Source organism: Pseudarthrobacter chlorophenolicus, from assembly GCF_000962805.1.
GTDB classification, from domain to species: domain Bacteria; phylum Actinomycetota; class Actinomycetes; order Actinomycetales; family Micrococcaceae; genus Arthrobacter; species Arthrobacter chlorophenolicus_A.
In genome coordinates, this window is sequence record NZ_JZTW01000011.1 from 122686 (window position 1) to 145664 (window position 22979).

A 22979-nucleotide genomic window follows, 5' to 3' on the forward strand; every position below is an offset into this window, starting at 1 on the left:
CACCGTGGTGATGCGGCCACCCCGTCACCACGGTGCATTTTCATCACCTCTTGACATAAAAAATGAGTTCACTCATAATTGAGTTAAGTCATTCACTAGAAGGAGCTGCGCGGCATGCGGGCATTCGTTATCAGCAAGTACAAAGGACCCCTCCAGGAAGCCGAGGTAGCCGAACCTGTCGTAGGCGAGCGGGACGTGCTGGTGCAGGTCCAGGCTGCCGGCCTGAATCAGTTGGACGAGAAGATCCGCTTGGGCGAGTTCAAGCAGATCCTTCCTTACAAGCTCCAACTGGTCCTCGGCAACGACGTCGCCGGCACCGTATTGAGCGTCGGAAAGAAGGTGTCGGGGTTCAAGCCCGGTGATGCGGTTTACGCCCGTCCGCGCCAGGACCGCATCGGCACGTTCGCTGAACGCATCGCCATTGCTGAGGACGACCTTGCGCTCAAGCCCGTATCGGCCAGCATGGAGGAAGCCGGCTCACTGCCCCTGGTGGCGCTCACGGCATGGCAGGCCCTCGTAGAACGCGGAAACGTGCAACCCGGGCAAAAAGTTCTCATCCATGCCGGCGCCGGCGGGGTCGGATCCATCGCCATCCAACTCGCCAAATATCTCGGCGCGACCGTTGCAACAACCGCCAGCAGTGCCAACGCCGACTTCGTGCGCGACCTCGGCGCCGACATCGTTATCGATTACCGCACTGCGGACTTCGAACAACTCCTCAGCGGATATGATCTGGTTCTCGACAGCCTCGGAGGAGAGAACCTGCAGAAGTCCCTCCGTATCCTCAAGGCCGGTGGGAAGGCGATAGGTATTTCCGGCCCGCCCGACCCTGCGTTCGCACGCGCAGCAGGCCTCAATCCCCTGCTGCGCTTGGCGATCGCCGCACTCAGCAGCAAGATCCGCCGGCAGGCACGGAAGCTCCACGTCACCTATGAATTCCTCTTCATGCGCGCCAGCGGCGACCAACTGCGCCAGATCAGCGCCATGGTGGACGCCGGAGTACTGCGCCCCATGGTCGGAAAGGTTTTCACCTTCAGCCAGGCTCCTGAAGCACTGCAGTCCATGGCCGCAGGTGGATTCCGGGGCAAAGCTGTCCTCACCGTCACAAACTGACCCACCGCCCGGCCATCTTCACCCACATGGACCAAGGAGAACGAACGCCATGGACAACAACTACGCAGCACACGAACCGGCCATCACCTCCTACGCGAAGGCACCTACCCGCAGCGTCACCGCCGGTGGCGTCAGTTACGCCTACCGCGAGCTGGGGCCTAAGGGCGGGATCCCGGTCATCTTCTTAGTCCACCTCGCAGCTACATTGGACAACTGGGATCCAAGGATCATCGACGCCATCGCCAGGAACCGCCACGTCATCACCTTCGACCAGCCAGGTGTCGGCGCGTCCACCGGACACGTACCCGACAGCATCGAAGCAATGGCCGACGACGCCTACACCTTCATCAAGGCCCTCAGCTTCGAAAAGATAGACATCTTCTCCTTCTCATTGGGCGGCATGATCGCCCAAGACCTGGTGGTCAAGCATCCCCGCCTCGTCCGAAAGCTCGTCCTGACCGGAACGGGTCCCCGTGGCGGCAAGGACATCGACAAGGTGATCGGCACCACCTACTGGGACATCCTCCGGGCAGCGCTCACCCGGTCCGATCCCAAGGAATTCCTGTTTTTCAATCGCAACTCCAACGGAAAGTCCGCTGCGAAAGCCTTCATTAAGCGCCTGCAGGAACGGACCGAGAACCGCGATAAGTCAATCAGCACCCGCGCATTCCAGACGCAGCTGAAGGCAATCCAAAAGTATGGCCGCTCGGCACCGTCAGACCTGTCCCACCTTGATCAGCCCACCCTGATCGCCAACGGCGACAATGACCGAATGGTGCCCTCGGGGCTCTCCGAAGACCTGCACCGCCGCATTCAAGGATCCGAACTTATCATCTACCCCGACGCCGGCCACGGCGGTATCTTCCAGAACCATGCCACATTCGCGCCCGCCGTCGTCGACTTCCTCACCCCCTGACCACGCCCGCGAAAGAAGGCACCATGAGTACCCCACCGGTAACAGCCCAGCCCCACATGACCAAGCACTTCACCTCCTCGGTCCTGCTGTGGGTACGAAATGACCAGCCCCGCCACACGGGCATGGACTACTGGAAGAGCCCCCACTCGGGCATCATCTCCGCAACACCAGGGTTAGACGAGTATCGGCAGATCCACCTCGCCGAACACAACCCCGGCCTCTGGCCCGAAACCACGGGGGTGGAGACCACCATCCCTGCAGATAGGAAGATCGACGGAATCGCCGAAGTCACCTTTCAAACCGCGTTCTCGCCGCTCAAAGGACGCAAGCAGACCGCCTTGGCGTACAAAGACGAAGTCAACGTCTTCCGCCGCACCCTTCTCTACGCCGGCCCGCCCAACACCTCCCGCTGGTACGACGTTGGCTCCCCGGACGAGACTGTCGGGGCACGCGCGATCATTTACGTCCGCCGCCGCTCGGGTGTTCGCGCAGGCGAATTCAGGCGGACAGTGAAGAACACACTCATTCCCGCGTTAATAAATACCGGCATGCTGAAGGAACTGCGCACTCAGTCCTTCATGCCATGGATACAACAAATGTGGAACACCCCCAACGTCGCCCACGACAACCCAGCAGACCAACGATTCCACGCATCCATCATCCTGGGATCCGCCGACCCCGCAGCCCTCGATGCCTTCTTCGGCAGTGCTGCTGTCCGGGACCTCTCCCATCAACTGGCCTCGGTCACGTCGGCCGTCCACGCCTATCACGTTGACGCAGCACTGACATACGTCAAGCACGGCAGGATCCTTCCCCACTACGAGGATTAGAGGCAGCCGCCGCCGGACCGGCCCACAGCCTCGATATACTCATTACTGAGTCCAGTCATTTAGGCCCAGAGGAAGCACCATGCCCGTCACATCCCAGCCCCTCGGACGGCGCGAACGGAACAAACAGGAAAAGCTGGACCGCATCACGGCCGCGGCTACAGAGCTCTTCGCCGAATACGGGGTCGAAGACGTGACCACCCAGCAGATCGCCGACAAAGCCGATATCGGCACCGGAACCCTGTTCCTCTACGCCAAAACCAAAGGCGAACTCCTCCTTCTTGTCCAGAACGCCCACTATGCCGAAGCCCTCGAACGAGGCCGTTCACATGCGTCAATCATCCAAAACGCCCTGGACGCGGTGATGGCCATCGTGCGGCCGATCGTGGAGTGCAACAGGACCCAGATCGACAACGGACGCTTCTACCTGCGGGAAATGGTCTTCGGTGACCCCACAGAGCCGCACCACAGCGCAGCCCTGACGATCGTCGCTCAAACCGAAGAAGCCATCACCGCCATACTCACCCAGAGCCAATCCACCGATGCAGCAGAGGCGGCGACGGCGGCGCGCGTCATCTCAGCAATCATGTTTATCAACATGGCCACAAGCGTGAACGCCGCATTGGACAACGAGGCACTGCTACAGGAGATCAGGACACAAATCCGCCTAGTGATACCCCGCTAACGTTCCGCCAACTCAGCGCGTTCAGTAGCCGTTCATTCGTAGCCGATGGTGAGACTATCCTCCGGCCCCACCATTGTGGGCGACACTGCCGGCAGTCGCCGACGCGATCACTGGTATCTGCAGGCAACCACCTATGCCTCCCGTCGTCAGCGGGGGCTGACGACGGCAAGCTGAAGCACACCCCAACCTGACGTCAGGCACCCAGGGAAAAGGGCGTCAGAATAGGGTTCAATTCTGAGTTTGCGGACGCCCCATCCGAAAGGTCTCAGACCCTAATCGGACACAGGCAGGCGGAAACCCGGCAACCTCACCCAAGTTCACTAACGCACAGCCTGGCACTTCTGGTCTTCGGCGGTCTGGGCCACCACGTCCCGGGCGCTGGGCTCTGTAACGGAAGGCTTGGTGCCGGACGTGAAATCGATGCCCAGGTAGAGCTGCACGCCGTACACGGAAGGGTCCGCCTGGACCTTGGACGCCGGGAGGCCAAAAAGTGCCGCCACGTCCGCGGCCACGTCGTCGAAGTCGGGCCCGTAGTAGATGGTGGTCTCATCGGCGGGCTGCGCCTCGATCCGGCTGAGATTGGTGAATCCGGCCTTGGTGAGGATGGGGGTCAGGTCGTGGCTCCGGCCGGGCACGGTGGTGCCGTTGGCAATGAGGACCGGCTGCAGCGACCTGTCGTAGCCCGGCGAGGGAGCCTCTGCCGGCGGAGCGCCCGAAGGAGCCGGTGCCGGCCCGTCCAGGTCCGCGCTCTGCCGCAGCGCTGCAAACAGGTTGCCCGCCGCCGGTTCGGAGAGTTGCAGGCGGTTGGGGTCTGCGGCCGGAACGGTGGGCACGGTAATGAAGTTCACCCGCGCCGGGTCGATGTTCTTGAGCCGGTCCGCAATGGTCAGCAGGGCTGGAATCGATGCGAGGCCGTCGTCCACGGTCAGGTTCCGGGTGACGGTGTCGGCGATGCCCAGGACTTTTTGCGGGTTCCGCAGCGTCCCCTCATCCTTGAGCTTGCGGGTCAGCGAGCCAAGGAACGCCTGCTGCGCCTGGATCCGGCCCAGGTCCCCGCCGTCCGCGAAGGCGTACCGGGTCCGCAGGAACGCCAGCGCCTGGTCCCCCTGCACGCTCGATGTCCCCTGCGGCAGGCGCAGCCCGGAATCGGGATCGAACACTGCGGCATCCACGCAGACGTCCACTCCGCCCACGGCGTTGGAGAGCTCCTTCACCGAGTTGAAGTCGGCCATCATGAAGTGGTCGATCTCAAACCCGGTCACCTCGTTGACAGTGTCCACGGCGCAGCCGATTCCCGCTTCGGCCATGGCACTGTTGATCATCGCCCCCGGCCGCGCCCCATACTGCCGGTCAGTGTCCTGGTCCTGGCAGGACGGCACGTCCACCAGGAGGTCGCGCGGGAAGCTGATCACATTGACGTCCTGGTTGTTGGCCGAGATGTCCAGCAGCATCATGACGTCCGACTGCCCGTACCCCGAGGACTGGTCTGCCGTCCCGTACGCGGCGTTCTTCCCGTCCCGGGTGTCGGTTCCCAGGATCAGGACCTGGAGCCTGTCCGTCCGGTCATCCACCGGGCCTTCGGACCGCTGGCCGCCGGCCCCCAGCGCCGACGATTTGATGTTGGACTGGAGCCGGAAAGCCCAATAGCCTCCGAACACCAAGGCAGCCACGAGCAGCACAGCAACGGAGGCACCCACCACCAGGAGCCATCGCGGCGCGCGCCTGCGCGAATACTTGGCACTCCCCTCGGTCAGCTTGCCTTGGCCCGGGTAGCGCGCAGCCGCGGGGTCGGAGTTTTCGGAGCGGGGCGTGCTGTCCAACAGAAAAACCTTTCGGGGGTTGACCGCGCTCCACGCTACAAGGCCCGGCCCCGCGTTCCACGCCCCTCCGCGGACAGCCCGGGATCCGTTGCTGAATGGTTACCTCAGCAACGCAACCGAAAAATGGGCTTACCCCTTACTCTCCGCCCGGTACGCGCTGGGGCTCACCCCGTGCAGGCGCCGGAACTGGCGGGAAAAGTAGAACTGGTCCTGCAGGCCGATCTCGCGGCCCACCTCGGCGATGGGCAGGTCAGTGGTGTCCAGCAGCAGCCGCGCCCGCGCCATCCTCAAGGCCGTGTGGTGCGCCAGCACTCCCCCGCCCGTCGCCTCCCGGAACAGTTTGCTGAGGTACGACGACGACACCCCCACCAGCGCCGCAAGATCGGCCAGGCGGACCGAGCCATCCACCCGCTCCGCCAAGTAGTTCATCGCCTGCTGCAGCGGAGTCCCTTTCTCCGGCAGCCGGCGGTCGATGGCCAGTGCGGTCAGCAGCCGCCACGCCATCCCGGCGGTGGCCATCAGCCTGGCCGGCGACTGGTCTTTCTCCAGCGCGGTGATGATCTCGTCCAGCATCGCTGTCAGCCGGTCCACCGCCACCAGCGGAATGACCTGGGCGCCCCGCACGCCCGCCCCGTCCAGCAGGTCTGCCACGTCGGCACCGCGCACATGGCACCACCAGATGGTCCACGGGTCACCTTCGGCCGCACCGTACGCATGCGCTTCACCGGTTCCGCCGGGGAGTACGACGGCGGCGGCCGCACCCACGGCGGTCCGCACCCCGCCGGTTTCCACCCACCCCGTGCCCGCGACGCAGAGGATCACAATGGTTTCTTCCGCGCCGTCCGGCCGGTGCCGGCCATGGTCGGCGGCTGCAGGAAAGACGCCGGCGTCGGTGACCACCAGGTGCCGGGTGATGGGACGGCTGAGGGCATCGCGGACCAGCGGCCGGGGCACCACCACCAGCCGCTGGTTCTGGAATCCGGTGGCCCTCGCCAACCCAGCCCCTTCCGTCACGGAATGTCCATAATAGAACGGCCATGCACCGCCGGAGCGCGGCAACAAAGCTCAGCCGGCGGGGAAATTGAGGATCAGATCGTTCATGTGCCGCTGCCACCCGGCATCAGCCCACATGGGGTGGTGCGGGGCTGCGTTGGAACACAGCACCATCCCCCACACACCGTGTTCCAGCGCCGTGCGGATGCCGTGCTCGGCCAGATCCCGCCCCGCCGGGCCCTCCTCGAACCCGCCCAGCAGCGGCGTGTAGCCGATCCACCCCTCGCCCACCACCGCGGGCACGTCTTTCCACCTGGCCCAGGCGGCAATCGCCACCACCCGCGATTCGATCTCGCGCCGCATCACCTCCCGGTACGGCCCGTACTCCTTATCCAGCCAGGCGTCCCAGGCCGCGGGATCGATCCAGTCGTAGCCGTAGAACATCTGGTCCGTCACCACCGTGGCCCGGTACTTCCACGCCGCCAGCCGCCCGTACTCAGCAAGCGAGGGAGCGTCGGCCCGCAGGAGCGCACGCAGGGCAGCGTTGGGAAAGCCTTCGGTCCCCTCGGACCGGATGTCGATCCGCTGCTGCAGCGCGTCCAGCACCCCATAGCTGTAGACGTGGAACTGGGCCGCACCCAGGCCCTCCGGAACGGTATGCATGGCCAGGTGCGGCGGCTTGCCGTAACTGGCAGTCACCAGCAGGTCCGGGTGCAGCAGCTGCAGCCGCTGCACCTGCTCCGTGCCGCCGTCGGCCAGCGCTGGGAGGATGGAGAAGTCCACCTCGTTGTGCAGTTCCACCATGGCGATCCGCTCCCGGTGCCCGGCTGCCGTCAGGAACCGGATCAGCCGGTCCCACGCATCGGCCAGGACCCGGTACCGGTCCTTGAGCGGGACGGCGTCGATCGCCTCGAACCACTGCGGGGAGGCGGCAAACACCGGGGACTGCTGGTACTCCCAGCTGGCCAGGAGGATCACCAGCCCATGGCGTTCCGCGGCGTCGAACAACCTGATGAGGCGCTCCAGCAGGTTCAGCCGGTACCCGCCGGGGGCGTCGTACCAGCGCGTACCGCGGCCGTAGATTTCGCCGTCGGGCGCCGTGCCGAGCCCCTCGATCTCCAGGTCCTCCGCGAGCGCGTCGAGCCCGAGCCCGCCGAAAAGCAGCAGCGGCGCCGCGCAGATCCGGATGGCGTTATATCCGAGCTCAGCCGCCCGAGCACACGCAGCGTCGAGGTCCGCGTACGGGCCGCCGTCCTCGGCGCGGGTGTACCAGGAAAAGTCCCAGAGGGTGATGGCCAGCCGGGCAGGAAGGTGCGACGGCGGCACTCCCGTCAGGAAGCGCGTGTCACCCTCCACGGTTCCGGACCCCAGGTAGCGGGGTCCGTCAGTCCCGGACGTTGTGGTCTCCAGCTTTTCGGTCACAGTGATGCCCCTTCTTTCGTACCGGCATGGGCGGCCAGCAGGCGCCCCTGGCCGGCCATTTGCCGGAGCTGCGCGGCCGCCGCAGCCCGCGAGCCGGCCGTGTCGGTGTTGAACAGCAGCAGTTCGGGCAGCGACGTGGCGAAGTAGTCCGGCGCCGCGGGGGCAGAGTCCAGCTCGCCAGCCCGGGCGTCCAGCTGCCGCCACACGTCTTCGGCGCCATCCGGCAACCCCAGCCGCAGGTAGGCGACGCCCCGCCAGTAGTCCCCCGGACCCACCGGACGCGGGTCCACCGCCAAGGGCCCGCCCGGCAGGAGTGCACGGTTCCACGCCTCCTCCGCCGCAGCAGCGTTCCCGGCGAGCTCGAGTGCATCCCCCAGGGCCACGAACCTCTCGGCCATGCTGTCCGCCGGATGCCGGCCCTCGCCCAGGTTCGCGGGGGCCTCGATGCCGTCCCGCAACAAGGCGGCGGCCGCCGTCGGGCGTTCCTCCATCAGGACCCGGGCGTGCTGGACGGCCGCCCTGTCGTAGGCCGCGAGCGCCAGGCCCTCACCGCCTTCGAAGGGCTGGAAGCTGCGGGATGCCAGGAGCTTCAACGCGTCCTCGGCCCGGCATGCGTCGGTCAGCAGGTTGGCGTAGCGGAGGGCGAGGTCCTCCCGGTCCAGGACGGCGGGTCCGTGCTGCTCGATCGCAGCGAGGCGCTCCCCGGCCGGCAGTCCGCGGACCTCCGCCAGGACGGACCTTTCGAAGACCAGCCGGGCATCGTCCGGCGCCAGGTCGAGGGCACGGCCGAAGTACCCGTCCGCTACGCCTGCATCCCCGCCCGTGTTCACCGTGGCGAGGGCTGCGTTCCGCCACACCACGGGGTCCTGCGACCCGTGGGTCATCGCCTTTTCCAGATGTCCCAGAGCATCCGCGGTACGGCCTGCGTCCAGCAGCCAGCACCCCAGCAGCCCACGGGCCACCCCGTCCCTGGGATCGGCGTCGAGCGCCCGGTGCAGCGCGTCGAAGTCGTCCAGCCCGTACGGGAACGCATACCTGGGGTCCGCGCGCCGTGCCCTGGCACGCTCCGCGGCGGCAGCCTTTGGGTCCAGCATTTCCTCCAGCCAGCTGGCCCGCATGTAGTGCCTCAGCGGCCCGGGGTTACCGAAGGCCGCGTGTGCATCTGTGGGATCCGCGCTGCCCGTCAGGTCAAGGGCACGCTGCCACTGCCCCGCCCGCGCCAGCCAGCAGGCCACCGCCACGCCGGTCTTGGGATCGGCCACCTGCAGGCATCCGGCCAAGGCCTGCGCCACCGGGTCCAGGGGATCGGCGGCCAGGATGTCCGCCAGCAGCGCGGTGCTCTCCGCCCGGCGCCCCAGCTGCTCCAGTGCCAGGTACCTCAGGTGCGCGGCCTCCGGGCTGGTTGCGTCTGTTGCGAGCGCCGCGCCGGCGCAGCGTAGCGCCTCGGCTGCGTCACCGGAACGGAGGGCCAGCCGGGCGAGTGCCAGGTGCGCCGGATGGGCCCATGCCCGGTCCCAGGCAGCCTTTCCGAACCGCTCCCGGGCGTCGTCGAAGTGCCCGGTCCGCTCCAGGACCAGGCCCAGCCGGTAGCTGGACTCCCCGCTGGGCGGGTTCAGGTTCCGCCGGGTGAGCCTGGCCAGGGCGTTCTCCAGCAAATCCCGTGCCTGGGCATAGTTGCCGGTACGGTACCTCGCGGCAGCGAGCGCGGTGGAGGCCCGGGAGTCCAGCGGATCGCGCCGAAGCATCTCCTCGAAGTACGGCAGCGGCGACCGGGTGGGATGCCGGTTCTGCGCCAGGTGTGTCCCGGTGACGAACAGCTCGTCCATGCTGTCCATGTCCTGCGGCAGGGCGGGCTCAGTGGCCGTCCACGGTTCGGCGTTGTCCACGGGGTGCCGCGGGGTCCACGAGATCAGTTCCGTGCTCCCGTCCATGACCCGCAGCGTCAGATCGGTGCCGGCGGCGGGTGCGGGCAGGTGCAGGGTGGCGGTGAACGGGTGGGCGGGCGAGAGTGCCGCGGTCCAGGTGTGAAGCGTGACCTCCCCGAGCCTGACCTCAATCCGCGCGTCCCGGCGTGCGGTGGCGGAGACGCCCACGGCGACGCTGCGGCCCGCCTCGTCAAGGGAAAGCGCGACGGCGGCGTCCAGGTTCGCTTGCTGCGCCGGGCCCATCTGCCGGATGGGGTACCAGTACTGGCTGAAGGTGCGCGTCTCACCGGGGGCGAGGTAGCTGAAATCGGGCTGGTTGTCCGTGAAGACGCCGGCCATCAGCTCCACGTACGGGCCGTCGTCGTCCGTCAGATGCCTGTCCCAGGCGGTACCCAGGGCGCCGGTCCCCCACGTCCACTGTTTCTTGCCGGGGGCGATGCTGCGATCCGCCCAATGGACGAACCCGGCATCGGCGGCATGGTCGTACCCGCCGAAAAAACTGTCCCGGGTGTCCGTCACCATGTAGGAGGTGGGGACGGGGATGTTGGCGTAAAAGTCGAGCCTGTCCGCGCCGGGCCGGCCCGCCGCGGGGCCGCCGCCTGCCGCCAGCGCCGGGTAGTCCACGCCGTAGTACGGCCGGTCCGCCCGGGGGAAGGCGGTGACGGCGCGGCGGGCGTGATCCGCCACATGGGTGACGTCCGTGGGGAAGAAGGACTGGTACTTCTCATGCACCCGGGCTGCCACGTTGGCCCACCAGAGGAAGGTCTGCGGCTCGTCGGTCCGGTTATGGAGGCGGGCCTCGACCTCGATGAGCGAACTGCCGGGCGTGAGCCGCACGCCGTGGGTTCCGCGCATCCGCTGCAGCGGGTCCAGGTCGCTGTGCCACACGGTGACGCTGCCGTTCGCGGAACGCTCGACGGCGGTGTCCACGGGGAGGAAGGTGGCCGGCCGGTGGTGCTGGGGCCAGTTGAACTCCACCCCGCCGGAGATCCACGGGCCGGCGAGGCCCACCAGCCCCGGCTTGATCACGTTGTTCCGGTAGAAGAAGTCATACCCGGCGGTCTTGTCGTAGCCGATGTGGATGCGGCCGCCGATCTCCGGCAGGAGCATCAGGCGGACGCACTCGTTCTCCAAGTGGATGGCCTGCCACAGCCGGGGCTCCTTGTCCGCCGCGATGCTGTCAATGAACGGCACCGGATAGACCTTGCCGCTGGAGCCCTGGTACACGCGCCGGTCCAGGAACATTGGATACCGGTCAGGCTGCCCGGGAGCATAGGTATCGATCAGGACCGGTTCGCTCCAGCAGGCCACTCCGCCTGCGGCCAGGATTTCCTGCTGGTCCTGCGGGGCATCGGGCAGCACAATCGTGCTCTTGGCATCGTTCGTCACCATTACAGGCTATGAAGCTGCGCCGCTCTTTCCCATGGCTTTAAGGAGCGCGTATATGGACGATCGTGTACTCAGTGGTGCAATTCCATCCGCTGCAGGACGGTGGCTGAAATTTCCTCCACGGACATCGAGGCGGAGTTCACGAACGGAATCGCATTCACCCGGTACATGTCCTCGGCGTTGCGCAGCTCGAAGCTGCACTGGTTCAGCGAAGCGTAGTTGCTGCCGGGGCGCCGCTCCTGGCGGATCTGGCTCAGCCGCACCGGCAGCGAGGTCAGCCCGAAGCATTTGTGCGCGAACGGCAGCAGGGGTTTGGGCAGGGAGAGGCTTTCGAAGTCTTCCTCCACCAGGGGGAAATTGGCGGCGAGGATGCCGTGCTGCAGGGCCAGGTACATGGTGGTGGGGGTCTTCCCGCAGCGCGACGGGGCGATGAGGATCAGCTCGGCGCGTTCCAGCGCACGGAGCGACTGCCCGTCGTCGTGCTCTATGGCGTACTCGACGGCGGCCATGCGCGACTGGTAGCGCACGGCGTCGCCCAGCCCGTGGGCCTGGCCCGGCTGGCCGCTGGCGGAGGCATGCAGGGCCTGCTCCAGCTGGCCAAGATGCGTCCCGATCAGGTCGAAGAAATGCCCGCGGCTGCGGGCCAGGACGGCGCGGACGTCAAGGCTGACCGTGGTGGAAAAGACGATGGGCCGGGGGCCGGCGGCGGCTACCCGGTCAATGACGGCCACCACCTCCTGCGCCTGTTCCACGGTGGTGATGAAGGGGATGCTGCGGCGTTCCAGGTGCTGGGCGGGAAACTGCGTGAGCAGGGTGTTGCCCAGCGTCTCGGCGGTGATGCCGGTGCTGTCGGAGAGGAAGAACACCGTGGGGACGGACGGGTTGCCCGTCCCCACAGTGTCCCGCCAGGGGGTGTCCGGCATTAGACCGCCGGCTGGTTGCTGGTGCGGGCCAGGCGCAGCCACGTTTCCGTCACGGCGTCCGGGTTCAGCGAGATGGAGCTGATGCCCTGGGCCAGCAGCCACTCGGCGAAATCCGGGTGGTCGCTGGGGCCCTGGCCGCAGATGCCCACGTACCGGCCCTTGGCGCGGCAGGCGGAGATGGCCATCTCCAGGAGCTTGGTGACCGCCGGGTTCCGCTCGTCGAAGCCTTCGGCCACCAGCGCCGAGTCACGGTCCAGGCCCAGGGTGAGCTGGGTGAGGTCGTTGGAACCGATGGAGAATCCGTCAAAGTACTCCAGGAACTCGTCGGCGAGCAGCGCGTTGGCCGGCAGCTCGCACATCATCACGATTTCCAGGCCGTTCTCGCCCCGGGTCAGGCCGTTGGCGGCGAGCAGCTCAGTGACGCCGCGGGCCTCGGCCAGGGTGCGGACGAACGGGACCATGATCTTGATGTTGGTCAGGCCCATCTCGTTGCGGACAAACTTCAGGGCCTCGCATTCGAGCTCGAAGGCCTGCCGGAACGAGTCCGACAGGTACCGGGACGCGCCGCGGTAGCCGATCATGGGGTTTTCCTCGGATGGCTCGAACGCGGGGCCGCCCAGCAGGTTGGCGTACTCGTTGGACTTGAAGTCCGAGAGCCGGATGATCACCGGTTCCGGCGCGAACGCCGCAGCGATCGTGGAGATGCCTTCGGCCAGGCGCCGCACGTAGTAGTCCCGCGGGCCGTCGTAGGCGGCGGTCTTTTCGCGGATCTGCCGCACAGTGAAGTCCGAGAGGGACGCAGGGCGCTCGATTTCCCCGGCCACTGCCAGCAGGGCGTTGGGGTGGATGCCGATCTGCCGGTTGATGATGAACTCCAGGCGGGCCAGGCCAACACCGTGGTTGGGCAGCTTGGAGAAACTGAAGGCCTGCTCCGGGGTGCCCACGTTCATCATGATCTTGACCGGGGCCTCCGGCATGGTGTCCAGGCTGGTCTCCTGCAGGGAGTAGTCCAGCAGCCCCTCGTAGACGAAGCCTGCCTCGCCCTCGGCGCAGGAGACGGTGACCGGGGTTCCGTCCTTGAGGACCTGGGAGGCCTTGCCGGTACCCACGACGGCGGGAATCCCCAGTTCGCGGGCAATGATCGCCGCGTGGCAGGTGCGTCCGCCGCGGTCGGTGACGATGGCGGCGGCCTTCTTCATGATCGGTTCCCAGTCCGGATCCGTCATGTTGGCCACCAGGACGTCGCCGGCCTGGAAGGAGGCCATCTGGTCGATGGAGGTCAGTACGCGCACCTGGCCGGCACCGATGCGCTGGCCGATGGCGCGGCCCTCGGCCAGGACGGCGGACCGCTCGCCGAGGGTGTAGCGGGAAATGGTTCCGGAGGCCTTGCGGGACTCGACCGTTTCGGGGCGGGCCTGCAGGATGTACAGCTCACCGTCCACGCCGTCCTTGCCCCACTCAATGTCCATGGGGCGGCCGTAGTGCGCCTCGATGGCCAGGGCGTGGCGGGCCAGGTCCTGGACCTCGTCATCGGTCAGGCTGAACCGGCGGCGCAGGTCCTGCGGCACGGGCACGAAGTCCACGGTCCGGCCCACTTCAGCAGAGTCGGTGTAGATCATCTGGACGGCCTTTTCACCGAGGCCGCGCTTCAGGACGGCGGGCCGCCCGGCTGCCAGGGCAGGCTTGTGGACATAGAACTCGTCCGGGTTCACGGCGCCCTGGACCACGGCTTCGCCGAGGCCGTAGGAGGAGGTGATGAACACGGCGTCATTGAAGCCGGATTCGGTGTCCATCGTGAACATCACGCCGGACGCGCCGACGTCGGAACGGACCATCCGCTGGATGCCGGCGGAGAGCGCCACCTCGGAGTGGGTGAAGCCGTGGTGCACGCGGTAGGCGATGGCACGGTCGTTGTAGAGCGAGGCGAAGACGTCCTTGATGGCGAGCAGGACGTTGTCCACGCCGCGGATGTTCAGGAAGGTCTCCTGCTGGCCTGCGAATGAGGCGTCTGGCAGGTCTTCGGCCGTGGCGCTGGAACGGACCGCCCAGGACACGTCGGCGCCGTGGCTGCCGGTGAGGCGCTCATAGGCGGAGCGGATCTGCTCTTCGAAACCCTTCGGGTAGGGGGTCTCCCGGATCAGGTCCCGGATCTGCTTTCCCATAACCGTCAAAGCGGCCACGTCGCCGCTGTCCAGGCCTTCGAGAATGCCTTCAATCCGGGAATCAAGGCCGGATTCGGCGAGGAATCTCCGGTAGGCATCGGCTGTGGTGGCGAAACCGTCCGGTACTTTTACCCCTGCCGAGGCAAGGTTCCGGACCATTTCTCCGAGCGAGGCGTTCTTGCCGCCAACCTGGTCGAGGTCGGACAGGCCGAGGTCAGAAAACCAGAGAACGTCAGTCATAAGTGGTGTCCCTCCATTGGGCACGCGCTGACAAGCGCTAATCAAAGATGTGATGCAAGGTTTGTCAGGAGTGCGCCAAAGAAGCAAATGGATGTGATGTACGCGACATCGGGGCGCCGTAATGAAGGGTCACCCAAGCGGCCTTTGGGTATGGCGGCGCGGTTCGGTGATAACTTTCCCTATCCGCGGCATGTCCCCGCGGACCGGGGGTCCGGAAATCCCCGCTACTTTCCCACCAGCGACGAGCTCAGGGCAGCGTCGGCGTCGCGAAGGACCTTGGCTGCCACCTGGAGGCCTTCGATCCTTCCGAGTGAAACGTCCTCATGCTCGATGTTCACTAGCATCTCCGGATCCACTTCGTGCAGGGCCCGCAGGAATTCGGTCCAATAGGCAGTGTCATGGCCGCGGCCCAGTGCCACGAAGTCCCAAGCGGAGTCCCTGGGCCATTCGTTGGCCCACTCGTCGCCGCCGAGGTTGGTGCGGTCCTCGTCCGCGGACAGGCGGCGGAAGCTGTTGTCCAGCACGCCATAGAGCGAAGCGTTCTCCTTGTTAATGCGGACGTCCTTGGCAGCGGCCTGAAACACCAGCGGCCCCAATTCACGGACTACGGCCACGGGGTCCATCTGTTGCCAGAACAGGTGCGAAGCATCCAGCTCCACTCCCACGTGGGTGGCGCCGGTCAGCGCGACCAGTTTCCGGACATCCGCGGTGTTGAACACGATGTTCTGCGGGTGCAGTTCCAGGGCCACTTTTACGTCGTGCTCACGGGCCAGCTGGTCGATCTCAGTCCAGAAGGCCGCGGCGATCTCCCACTGGTAGTCCAATACGTCCAGCGCAGCCGAGTTCCAGGCGTTGACGATCCAGTTCGGGACGGTGGCACCGGGCTCTCCGCCAGGGAGGCCGGACATGGTGACCACACGGTTCTGGCCCAGGCGGTGTGCCAGCCGAATGGAACGGCGGATGTCCTCGGCGTGCTTTTCGCCGATTTGGCGGTTGGGGTGCAGCGGGTTTCCGTTGCAGTTCAGCCCGGCAAGAGACACGCCGGTGCCCTCGAACTGCGCCAGGAACTCATCCCGGGCCGCGTCGCTTTCCAGGATCTCGTCGAAGGTGGGCACATGGACAGGGGGCAGGAACCCGCCCGTATTGATCTCGATGCCGGTCAGGCCCAGGTCAGCGACGACGGCGAGGGCCTCGGGGAGTGGACGGTCGTGCAGGATCGCGTTGTAGACACCAAGCCTCATGGGTTCTCTCCTCTGAAAGGCCCCGTTCAGATAATGGAGCGCTCTAACAAAGGTAGGGACCGCACTTTGTCCTGTCAATAGGATAAATGCCGCGCCGGCGCATACTCCGGCAGACCGCCGTTGTGCGTTACCGCTACCTCGCGGATGGTCCTGCGCTGCCGGAAGGCTATGCCGCGAGCTGCGTATCCGCCGCCGTGGGAACCGGAACCACCACCGGCAGCGCCTCGGTGAGAGCCTCGACCACTGCCATCTGGCCGGTTGAATCGGGAATGCCGGGATACTGCACGTGCGCCTCAGCGGGCTGAACCGGTGCGTCCACCTCACGCATCCGGACCAGCGCAACGGCCGAGATCAGGAACCACGCCACGTTGGTGACCACGGAAGGCCATGCGCCGTGCAGGGTGCCGTTGATGATGAAAGCCACGGATCCGAAAAGGTTTGCCGTCTGGAAGCCCTTGCCGGCCTTCAGCCAGCCCATGGAAACGGAGAGGTAAGCACTGAGAATCGCCACAGCGCCCGCCCAGCCGGCAATTTCCCACAGCAATTCCATGGCGTCCTTTCAAGGGTCCCCGCGCAGAATCCAGGCAGGGTTTAGGAGGGGTAAAACGGGGGTTGGTTTTGCCTGCTGCTGGATTCCTCAAGCCCTGTTCGGGCGAGGACCTCATGCTGGCCGGCGGGATAATCATACCCCGCTGCGGACCGCCATTTTGCCACCGCAGCGGGCGCCCGGCTATGGACAACATCGGTGCCGCGTAGCACCATCTGAGAGTGACCTCCACGCCCGCCGATCCCTATCTGCGCGAACTCACCCAGCTGAGGCGCGTCAAGGACCGGATGGACCGGGAATATGCGCAGCCGCTCGACGTCGAATCGCTCGCCAGGGACGTCCCTATGTCCGCCGGGCACTTCAGCCGCCGCTTCAAGCTCGCCTATGGGGAGTCGCCCTACAGCTACCTCATGACCCGGCGCATCGAGCGCGCCATGGCACTGCTGCGCAAAGGCGACCTGAGCATCACCGAGGTGTGTTTCGCCGTCGGCTGCTCCTCGCTGGGCACCTTCAGCACACGCTTCAGCGAGCTGGTGGGGATGCCGCCGAGCGTCTACAAACAGGAAGCGGAACGTTCGACGGCGGGCATTCCCGCGTGCGTGGAGAAACAGGTCACCAGACCGGTCAGGAATCGAGAAGCGCCCGCCGTTGAGGCGTTACTAGCATGACTTCCATGGACATCAACATTTCCTCAACCTTCCTTCCCGCCACCGATCCGGATGCGTCTTTGGCCTTCTACCGCGATGCGCTCGGCTTCGAAATCCGCAACGACGTGGGCCGCGGCACCATGCGCTGGATCACCGTTGGCCCCGAAGGCCAGAAGGACGTTTCCATCGTCCTCTGCCCGCCCGCGGTGGACCCCGGCATCACCGAGGACGAACGCCGCACTATCGCCGAGATGATGGCCAAGGGCACCTACGCCACCATCGTCCTCTCCTCCCCCGACGTGGACGCCGCGTTCGCCAAGGTGGAGGCGAGCGGTGCCGACGTGGTCCAGGAGCCCATCGACCAGCCCTACGGCATCCGCGACTGCGCCTTCCGCGACCCCGCCGGAAACACTGTCCGCATCAACCAGCAGCCGTAGGCTGATACCAACGACGGCGAAAGGAGGCTGCCCGCGCAGCCTCCTTTCAGCGCCGCCCAACGAGATGGAGGCTCGATGAGCACGGATACCGGCACCGACAACCGGGCGGCAGCGGCGCACGTCGCCGACAGCCATGACCTGATCAGTGTGCAGGGCGCACGGGAGAACAACCTCAAGGACGTCAGCCTGGAGCTGCCCAAGCGCCGGCTGACGGTGTTCACCGGCGTCTCCGGTTCCGGCAAGAGCTCGCTGGTGTTCGCCACCATCGCGGCCGAATCCCAGCGGATGATCAACGAAACCTACAGTGCGTTCGTGCAAGGCTTTATGCCCAGTCTGGCCCGCCCGGACGTGGACCGGCTGGAGGGCCTGACCACGGCGATCATCGTGGACCAGGAAAGGATGGGCGCCAACCCGCGCTCCACCGTGGGCACCGCCACGGACGCCAACGCCATGCTGCGGATTCTGTTCAGCCGCCTGGGCAAGCCATACGTGGGCCCGCCCACCGCCTTCTCCTTCAACGTGCCCACCCGCAAGGCCAGCGGCGTGATGAGCACCGAGAAAGGCGGCCGGGTGGAAAAGAGCATCGTCCAGCAGGCCACCTACCTGGGCGGCATGTGCCCGCGCTGCGAAGGCATGGGCAACGTCAGCGACATCGACCGGACCGCGCTGTACGACGATTCCAAGACCCTCGCCGAAGGTGCCCTGACCGTGCCGGGCTATTCGATGGACGGCTGGTACGGCCGCCTGTTCGAGGGCATGGGCCTGCCCATGGACAAGCCCATCGCGTCCTTCACCAAGAAGCAGCTGGACACCATGCTGTTCGCGGAGCCCACCAAGATCAAGGTGGAGGGCGTGAACCTCACGTTCGAGGGGATCATCCCCAAGATCCAGAAGTCCATGCTGTCCAAGGACGTGGAGGCCATGCAGCCGCACGTGCGCCGCTTCGTGGAACGCGCCGTCACCTTCGCCACCTGCCCCGAATGCAAGGGCACACGGCTGACGCCGGAAGCGCTGGGATCGAAGATCAACGGCAAGAGCATCGCAGACCTGTGCACCATGCAGATCAGCGACCTCGCCCAATGGATCCGGGAGCTCGACGAACCCTCCGTCCGGCCGCTGCTGGCCGGGCTCCGGGACCTGCTGGACTCCTTCACCGAGATCGGCCTCGGGTACCTCTCCCTGGACCGGCCGGCCGGTACGCTCTCCGGCGGCGAGGCGCAGCGCACCAAGATGATCCGCCACCTGGGCTCCTCGCTCACCGACGTCACCTATGTCTTCGACGAGCCCACCATCGGCCTCCACCCGCACGACATCGAGCGGATGAACAACCTCCTGCTGCAGCTGCGGGACAAAGGCAACACCGTCCTGGTGGTGGAGCACAAACCGGAGACAATCGCCATCGCCGATCACGTCGTCGACCTCGGCCCCCTGGCCGGCACCGGCGGCGGCGAGATTGTCTACGAGGGCGACGTCGACGGGCTGCGTTCCAGCGATACCGTCACCGGCCGCCACATCGGCTACAGGGCGCGGCTCAAGGAATCCGTCCGCAAGGCCGCCGGGGCGCTGGAGATCCGCGGCGCCGCCACGAACAACCTGCGCGACGTGGACGTTGACGTGCCGCTGGGCGTGCTGTGCGTGGTGACCGGCGTGGCGGGGTCTGGCAAGAGCTCCCTCATCCACGGCTCGCTGGCCAAGCGCGAGGGCGTAATCGTCATCGACCAGGGCGCCATCAAAGGCTCCCGGCGCAGCAACCCCGCTACGTACACCGGGCTGCTGGAACCGGTGCGCAAGGCGTTCGCCAAGGCCAACGGGGTCAAACCGGCACTGTTCAGCGCCAACTCGGAAGGCGCCTGCCCCACCTGCAACGGCGCCGGCGTGATCTTCACCGAGCTAGGCGTCATGGCCACCGTGGAGTCCACCTGCGAGGACTGTGAAGGCCGCCGCTTCCAGGCCGCCGTGCTGGAGTACACGCTGGGCGGCAGCAGCATCGCGGACGTGTTCGACATGTCCGTGGACGCCGCACTGGAATACTTCGCCGAGGGTGAGGCGAAGACCCCGGCCGCGCACAAGGTCCTGGAGCGGCTCGCGGACGTTGGATTGGGCTACATCACCCTCGGCCAGCCGCTCACCACGCTCTCCGGCGGCGAGCGCCAGCGGCTGAAGCTGGCCACGCAGATGGCGGAGAAGGGCGATGTCTACATCCTGGATGAGCCCACCACCGGCCTGCACCTGGCCGACGTCGAACAGCTCCTGGGCCTGCTGGACCGGCTGGTGAAGTCCGGAAAGTCGGTGATCGTCATCGAGCACCACCAGGCGGTCATGGCGCACGCGGACTGGATCATCGACATCGGGCCCGGGGCAGGGCACGACGGCGGCTCGATCGTTTTCGAGGGCACACCGGCCGATCTCGTGGCGGCGAAGTCGACGCTGACCGGGCAGCACCTGGCCACCTACGTGGGCGCCTAGAGCCGCCCCAGCGGTGGTTGAGCCTGCCGCCGGTGGTTGAGCCTGCCGAAGCCTAGCCCTGCAGCTGCCCCAGGAAGGCGACCGTGGCGGCGGCGATCTGCTCCTGCGCGGCCTCGCGGCTGATGCCGGGGTCGCCGTCGCCCGGCTGCGCACCGTAGTCGCCGAAGTAGGCGTGCACACCGCCCTGGACTGCCGTGAATTCCGTGTCCGCAGGCAGGAGCTCCAGGGAGGCATCGATCTTTGCCGGGGTGCTGAGCCCGTCCTTGGTGCCGGAAACCGAGAGGACCTTCAGCCCGCTGCGTCCGCGGAGGGAATCCAGCGGGTAGGAGGCGTAGAGGACCAGGCCTGTGACGTCGGCGTTGCCCTGGGCAAACGAGGACGCGGCCACCCCGCCGAGTGAGTGGCCGCCCACTGCCCAGGTGGTGATGTCCGGGTTGTCCGCCATCGCGCTGCGGGCCTGGTTGGCATCCAGCAGGCTGAGCCCCAGCGGCTCCTTCAGGATGACCACCCGGACCCCCGCGCCGACGGCCGGGGAGAGGATGTCCTGGTAGGCGCGCGCATCAACGCGGGCACCGGGGTAGAAGACCAGTCCCTTGGTAGGTGCGCGGCCGCCGTCGGGCGTCATGGTGATGGTGGTGTTCGTTTCGGTGACGATCAGGTCTGACTTGGGGCCGGCCTCCGCCGCCGCGCCCGGCTGGTAGGCAAACGGATTGAGCCACGCCAGCGCCGCCACCAGCGCCAGGACGGCGATCCGCCCGGCCCAGGCGCCAATGGCCCGCACCAGTGAACGGGGCCGGGGTGTGTCCCGGCGGCGCCAGAGAAGGACGGCCCAGCAGATCCCGACGACGGCAGCCGCGATCAGGAGGCCCGGCAGCAGCGGGTGCCCGCCCAGGACAGCAGGGTTCGCCACCAGCATCCAGGCCGGAACCGCGATGAGGGCGGCGGCGCACACCGCCGAGGCCCAGAAGATCGCGGTCCGGCGCCTGGGGCGCACGGTGGCTGTAGCGGCAGCGGAAGAGAAGTCCATGGTTCCTGATCATTCCACCGGCGGCCTGATTTCGCGGCAGGGCTGGCCTACGCTGGCCGTATGGCCGAAAAGTTCCGGTACGACGTCGAGATCCTGCACCTGCTGGTGTCCCCCGCGCACGCCTACTTCGGCCGGGCGCGGGACGGAGCCGCTGACGTGCCCACCACTGATGCCGAGGTTGCCGAGGTGGTGGCCGGCAAGGGCATCGTGGGTGACAGGTTCTTCGGGAAGGCCGCGCACATGGACGCCGCGGTGACCCTGTTCGCCGTCGAATCGCTGGAGGCCATCGCGGCCGAGCTGGGAGCCGGACCCTTCAATCCCCTCCTGACGCGGCGCAACGTGATCCTCCGCGGGGCGCAGCTGGCACCTCTCCTGGGGCAGGACTTCACGCTGGAATCGGGCGGGTCCTCGGTGTCCTTCTTTGGCGGCCGGCACGCCCAGCCTTGTGCGTGGATGAACGAAATGCTGGCTCCCGGGGCCCATCCGGCCATGCGGGGACGCGGCGGCATCCGCTGCCGGGCTGTCTCCGGTGGACAGCTGCACCGCGGACCGGCCGTGCTGGTCAGCCCGGTGCCGCTGGATCCGGCCAGGGCTGGGGAAGCCAGCGTTCTCCGGGCTTCCCGGCTGCCCTAGATCATGCCCTCCTGTCGCCGGCAGTGATTACAAATCCGTAGAGTCATTAACTGATTGAAGAATCTTATTTACAAGTTTGTCATACCGAGATAGGTTCTCTCCAGCGAACCACCCAACAGGTCCGCTTCACTTCGAACCTACCGAGGACAGTTATGACATCAACCAGGACTCTGGCCACAAGCCTCATGAGCCTCACCACCGCAGCACTGTTCGCTTTCTGCTCTGCCGGGCAGGCGACGGCAGCCCCCGCATCGCCGGACACCAAGGACCTTGCCGGCGTCAGCAGCGCGGCTGTCACCGACACCAGCGGTGCAGACTACTGGACACCTGAACGGATGCGCTCGGCCATCCCGGCGGACGTCCTGGCGAAGAAGGCCGTGGACCGGCAAAAGTCCAGCCCGGCCGTCCTACCAGAGCAAGCCAAGGGCCCGGAGACCAAAATCCAGGGCAACGCACCCCAGATCCAGACGAAGGCCAACGCCAGCGAAACTCCGGTATCCCACATCGGCAAGGTGTTCTTCACCCTCGGCGGCACCAACTACGTCTGCTCGGCCAACTCGGTGGTGTCAACCAACCGCAACACTGTTTCCACCGCCGGCCACTGCCTCAATGAAGGCCCCGGAGCCTTCGCAACCAAGTTCACGTTCGTTCCCGCCTACCTGAACGGCGCCGCACCCTACGGGAAGTGGACTGCCAAGGCGCTCTACGCCCCCACCCAGTGGAGCTCCTCGGGCAGCATGCAGTACGACACGGGCTTTGCCGTGATGAGCCAGCTCAACGGCCGCAACCTGGCCGACGTCGTCGGGGCCTCCGGCGTGAGCTTCAACGCCGCCCGCGGCCTGGCCTACAAGGCCTTCGGCTACCCGGCAGCCTCACCGTTCAACGGCGAATCACTGAAGAGCTGCTCCGGCACCGCCACCAACGATCCCTACAGCCCCGAGTTCAACACCCAGGGAATCCCCTGCAACATGACCGGCGGCTCCTCAGGCGGACCATGGTTCATCGGCACCAGCTCCAGCGGCTACCAGAACTCGGTCAACAGCTACGGCTACGGCACCAACTCCACCAAGATGTACGGCCCGTACTGGGGTTCGGTGATCCAGCAGGCGTACAACAGCGCGTCCTCAGCTTCCTAGAACGGACGACGGCGGGTCCCGGCCTCTTCCGGGGCCCGCCGGCCTGCGCTAGCGTAGCGGTCACGGGCGGGTTTCCCTTCCCGGATCCGGCAGCAGCAGGATCTTGCCGGATGGTGACCGTACGGTTCGTTCAAGCAAAGGATGACAATGGCTGTTTCAATTGAGCTTGGCAAGAAACTCGATAAGGAGTTCGAAAACCTTTCCCTCGAGGAAATCCTGGACGCGCCGCCGTCGGCCCTGGCCGGCCTGACGGACAAACACGCCGAACTCCTCGCCGGCATGGGCATCAAAACGGTGCGCGACCTCGGCAGCAACAAGTACTTTGCGGTGGCAGGCGTTCTGGTGGCGCTGTCCAACCACACCGACTGACCGGGCAGCACCTGTAAACACCAACACTCCGAAGACGACGCAGGAAGGTCCGGCCGGTGGT

General features: G+C 66.4%; 19 protein-coding genes. 10 read left to right on the forward strand and 9 right to left on the reverse strand.

Annotation, left to right across the window (positions count from 1 at the left end):
- Window positions 1–114: 114 nt before the first annotated feature.
- From UC32_RS12650 to UC32_RS12665, 4 genes are all read left to right on the forward strand, one after another.
- A complete protein-coding gene (locus tag UC32_RS12650; RefSeq protein ID WP_045731559.1) occupies window positions 115–1113 on the forward strand; it encodes an NADP-dependent oxidoreductase in 999 nt (332 codons plus the stop codon).
- A gap of 49 nt (window positions 1114–1162) precedes the next feature.
- Entirely contained in the window at window positions 1163–2029 is an 867-nt protein-coding gene (locus UC32_RS12655) for an alpha/beta fold hydrolase (RefSeq protein ID WP_045731560.1), read from the forward strand.
- Window positions 2030–2052: 23 nt separating this feature from the next.
- Window positions 2053–2859, forward strand: coding sequence for a hypothetical protein (locus tag UC32_RS12660; protein WP_052690579.1), 807 nt, complete (start codon window positions 2053–2055; stop codon window positions 2857–2859).
- 79 nt (window positions 2860–2938) lie between these two features.
- Window positions 2939–3541, forward strand: coding sequence for a TetR/AcrR family transcriptional regulator (locus tag UC32_RS12665; protein WP_045731562.1), 603 nt, complete (start codon window positions 2939–2941; stop codon window positions 3539–3541).
- Window positions 3542–3861: 320 nt separating this feature from the next.
- Here UC32_RS12665 and UC32_RS12670 read toward each other — a convergent pair whose 3' ends face one another.
- The 8 genes from UC32_RS12670 to UC32_RS12705 all read right to left on the reverse strand — a co-directional run bounded on the left by UC32_RS12670 (window position 3862) and on the right by UC32_RS12705 (window position 16206).
- Window positions 3862–5361, reverse strand: coding sequence for an LCP family protein (locus UC32_RS12670; protein WP_045731563.1), 1500 nt, complete (start codon window positions 5359–5361; stop codon window positions 3862–3864).
- 129 nt (window positions 5362–5490) lie between these two features.
- The gene (locus tag UC32_RS12675; RefSeq protein WP_235423660.1) at window positions 5491–6375 is read right to left on the reverse strand and encodes a helix-turn-helix transcriptional regulator; all 885 of its coding nucleotides are present in this window, start codon (window positions 6373–6375) and stop codon (window positions 5491–5493) included.
- Window positions 6376–6426: 51 nt separating this feature from the next.
- Window positions 6427–7776, reverse strand: a complete 1350-nt coding sequence (locus UC32_RS12680; protein WP_082072106.1) for a cellulase-like family protein — start codon at window positions 7774–7776, stop codon at window positions 6427–6429.
- Window positions 7773–11093, reverse strand: coding sequence for a DUF5107 domain-containing protein (locus tag UC32_RS21075; protein WP_045731565.1), 3321 nt, complete (start codon window positions 11091–11093; stop codon window positions 7773–7775). Before UC32_RS21075 ends, UC32_RS12680 begins: the two co-directional genes overlap by 4 nt.
- A 68-nt stretch (window positions 11094–11161) precedes the next feature.
- Window positions 11162–12013, reverse strand: coding sequence for a pyruvate, water dikinase regulatory protein (locus UC32_RS12690; protein WP_045731566.1), 852 nt, complete (start codon window positions 12011–12013; stop codon window positions 11162–11164).
- The gene (ppsA, locus tag UC32_RS12695; protein ID WP_045731567.1) at window positions 12013–14415 is read right to left on the reverse strand and encodes a phosphoenolpyruvate synthase; all 2403 of its coding nucleotides are present in this window, start codon (window positions 14413–14415) and stop codon (window positions 12013–12015) included. The genes UC32_RS12690 and ppsA overlap by 1 nt, the downstream gene beginning before the upstream one ends.
- A gap of 224 nt (window positions 14416–14639) precedes the next feature.
- Entirely contained in the window at window positions 14640–15656 is a 1017-nt protein-coding gene (locus tag UC32_RS12700; protein ID WP_045731568.1) for a sugar phosphate isomerase/epimerase family protein, read from the reverse strand.
- Window positions 15657–15822: 166 nt separating this feature from the next.
- Window positions 15823–16206, reverse strand: a complete 384-nt coding sequence (locus tag UC32_RS12705; RefSeq protein WP_045731569.1) for a CBU_0592 family membrane protein — start codon at window positions 16204–16206, stop codon at window positions 15823–15825.
- A 218-nt stretch (window positions 16207–16424) separates the two neighbouring features.
- Between UC32_RS12705 and UC32_RS12710 the strand changes: the two genes are divergently transcribed.
- The 3 genes from UC32_RS12710 (at window position 16425) to UC32_RS12720 (ending at window position 19753) form a co-directional block, all read left to right on the forward strand.
- Window positions 16425–16871, forward strand: a complete 447-nt coding sequence (locus UC32_RS12710) for a helix-turn-helix transcriptional regulator (protein WP_045731570.1) — start codon at window positions 16425–16427, stop codon at window positions 16869–16871.
- The gene (locus UC32_RS12715) at window positions 16868–17287 is read left to right on the forward strand and encodes a VOC family protein (RefSeq protein WP_045731571.1); all 420 of its coding nucleotides are present in this window, start codon (window positions 16868–16870) and stop codon (window positions 17285–17287) included. Before UC32_RS12710 ends, UC32_RS12715 begins: the two co-directional genes overlap by 4 nt.
- Before the next feature lie 75 nt (window positions 17288–17362).
- On the forward strand, window positions 17363–19753 hold the full coding sequence (locus UC32_RS12720; RefSeq protein ID WP_045731572.1) for an ATP-binding cassette domain-containing protein: 2391 nt from the start codon (window positions 17363–17365) through the stop codon (window positions 19751–19753).
- Between the two features lie 52 nt (window positions 19754–19805).
- Here the strand turns inward: UC32_RS12720 and UC32_RS12725 are convergent, their stop codons facing one another.
- A complete protein-coding gene (locus tag UC32_RS12725) occupies window positions 19806–20780 on the reverse strand; it encodes an alpha/beta hydrolase (RefSeq protein WP_052690580.1) in 975 nt (324 codons plus the stop codon).
- A 60-nt stretch (window positions 20781–20840) separates the two neighbouring features.
- Between UC32_RS12725 and UC32_RS12730 the strand changes: the two genes are divergently transcribed.
- The 3 genes from UC32_RS12730 to UC32_RS12740 all read left to right on the forward strand — a co-directional run bounded on the left by UC32_RS12730 (window position 20841) and on the right by UC32_RS12740 (window position 22918).
- A complete protein-coding gene (locus UC32_RS12730; protein ID WP_045731573.1) occupies window positions 20841–21413 on the forward strand; it encodes an MOSC domain-containing protein in 573 nt (190 codons plus the stop codon).
- A gap of 152 nt (window positions 21414–21565) precedes the next feature.
- Complete coding sequence (locus UC32_RS12735; RefSeq protein WP_052690581.1) at window positions 21566–22549, forward strand: trypsin-like serine peptidase; 984 nt, start codon at window positions 21566–21568, stop codon at window positions 22547–22549.
- A 147-nt stretch (window positions 22550–22696) separates the two neighbouring features.
- Window positions 22697–22918, forward strand: coding sequence for a hypothetical protein (locus UC32_RS12740; protein WP_045731575.1), 222 nt, complete (start codon window positions 22697–22699; stop codon window positions 22916–22918).
- The last annotated feature ends 61 nt before the right edge of the window (window positions 22919–22979 follow it).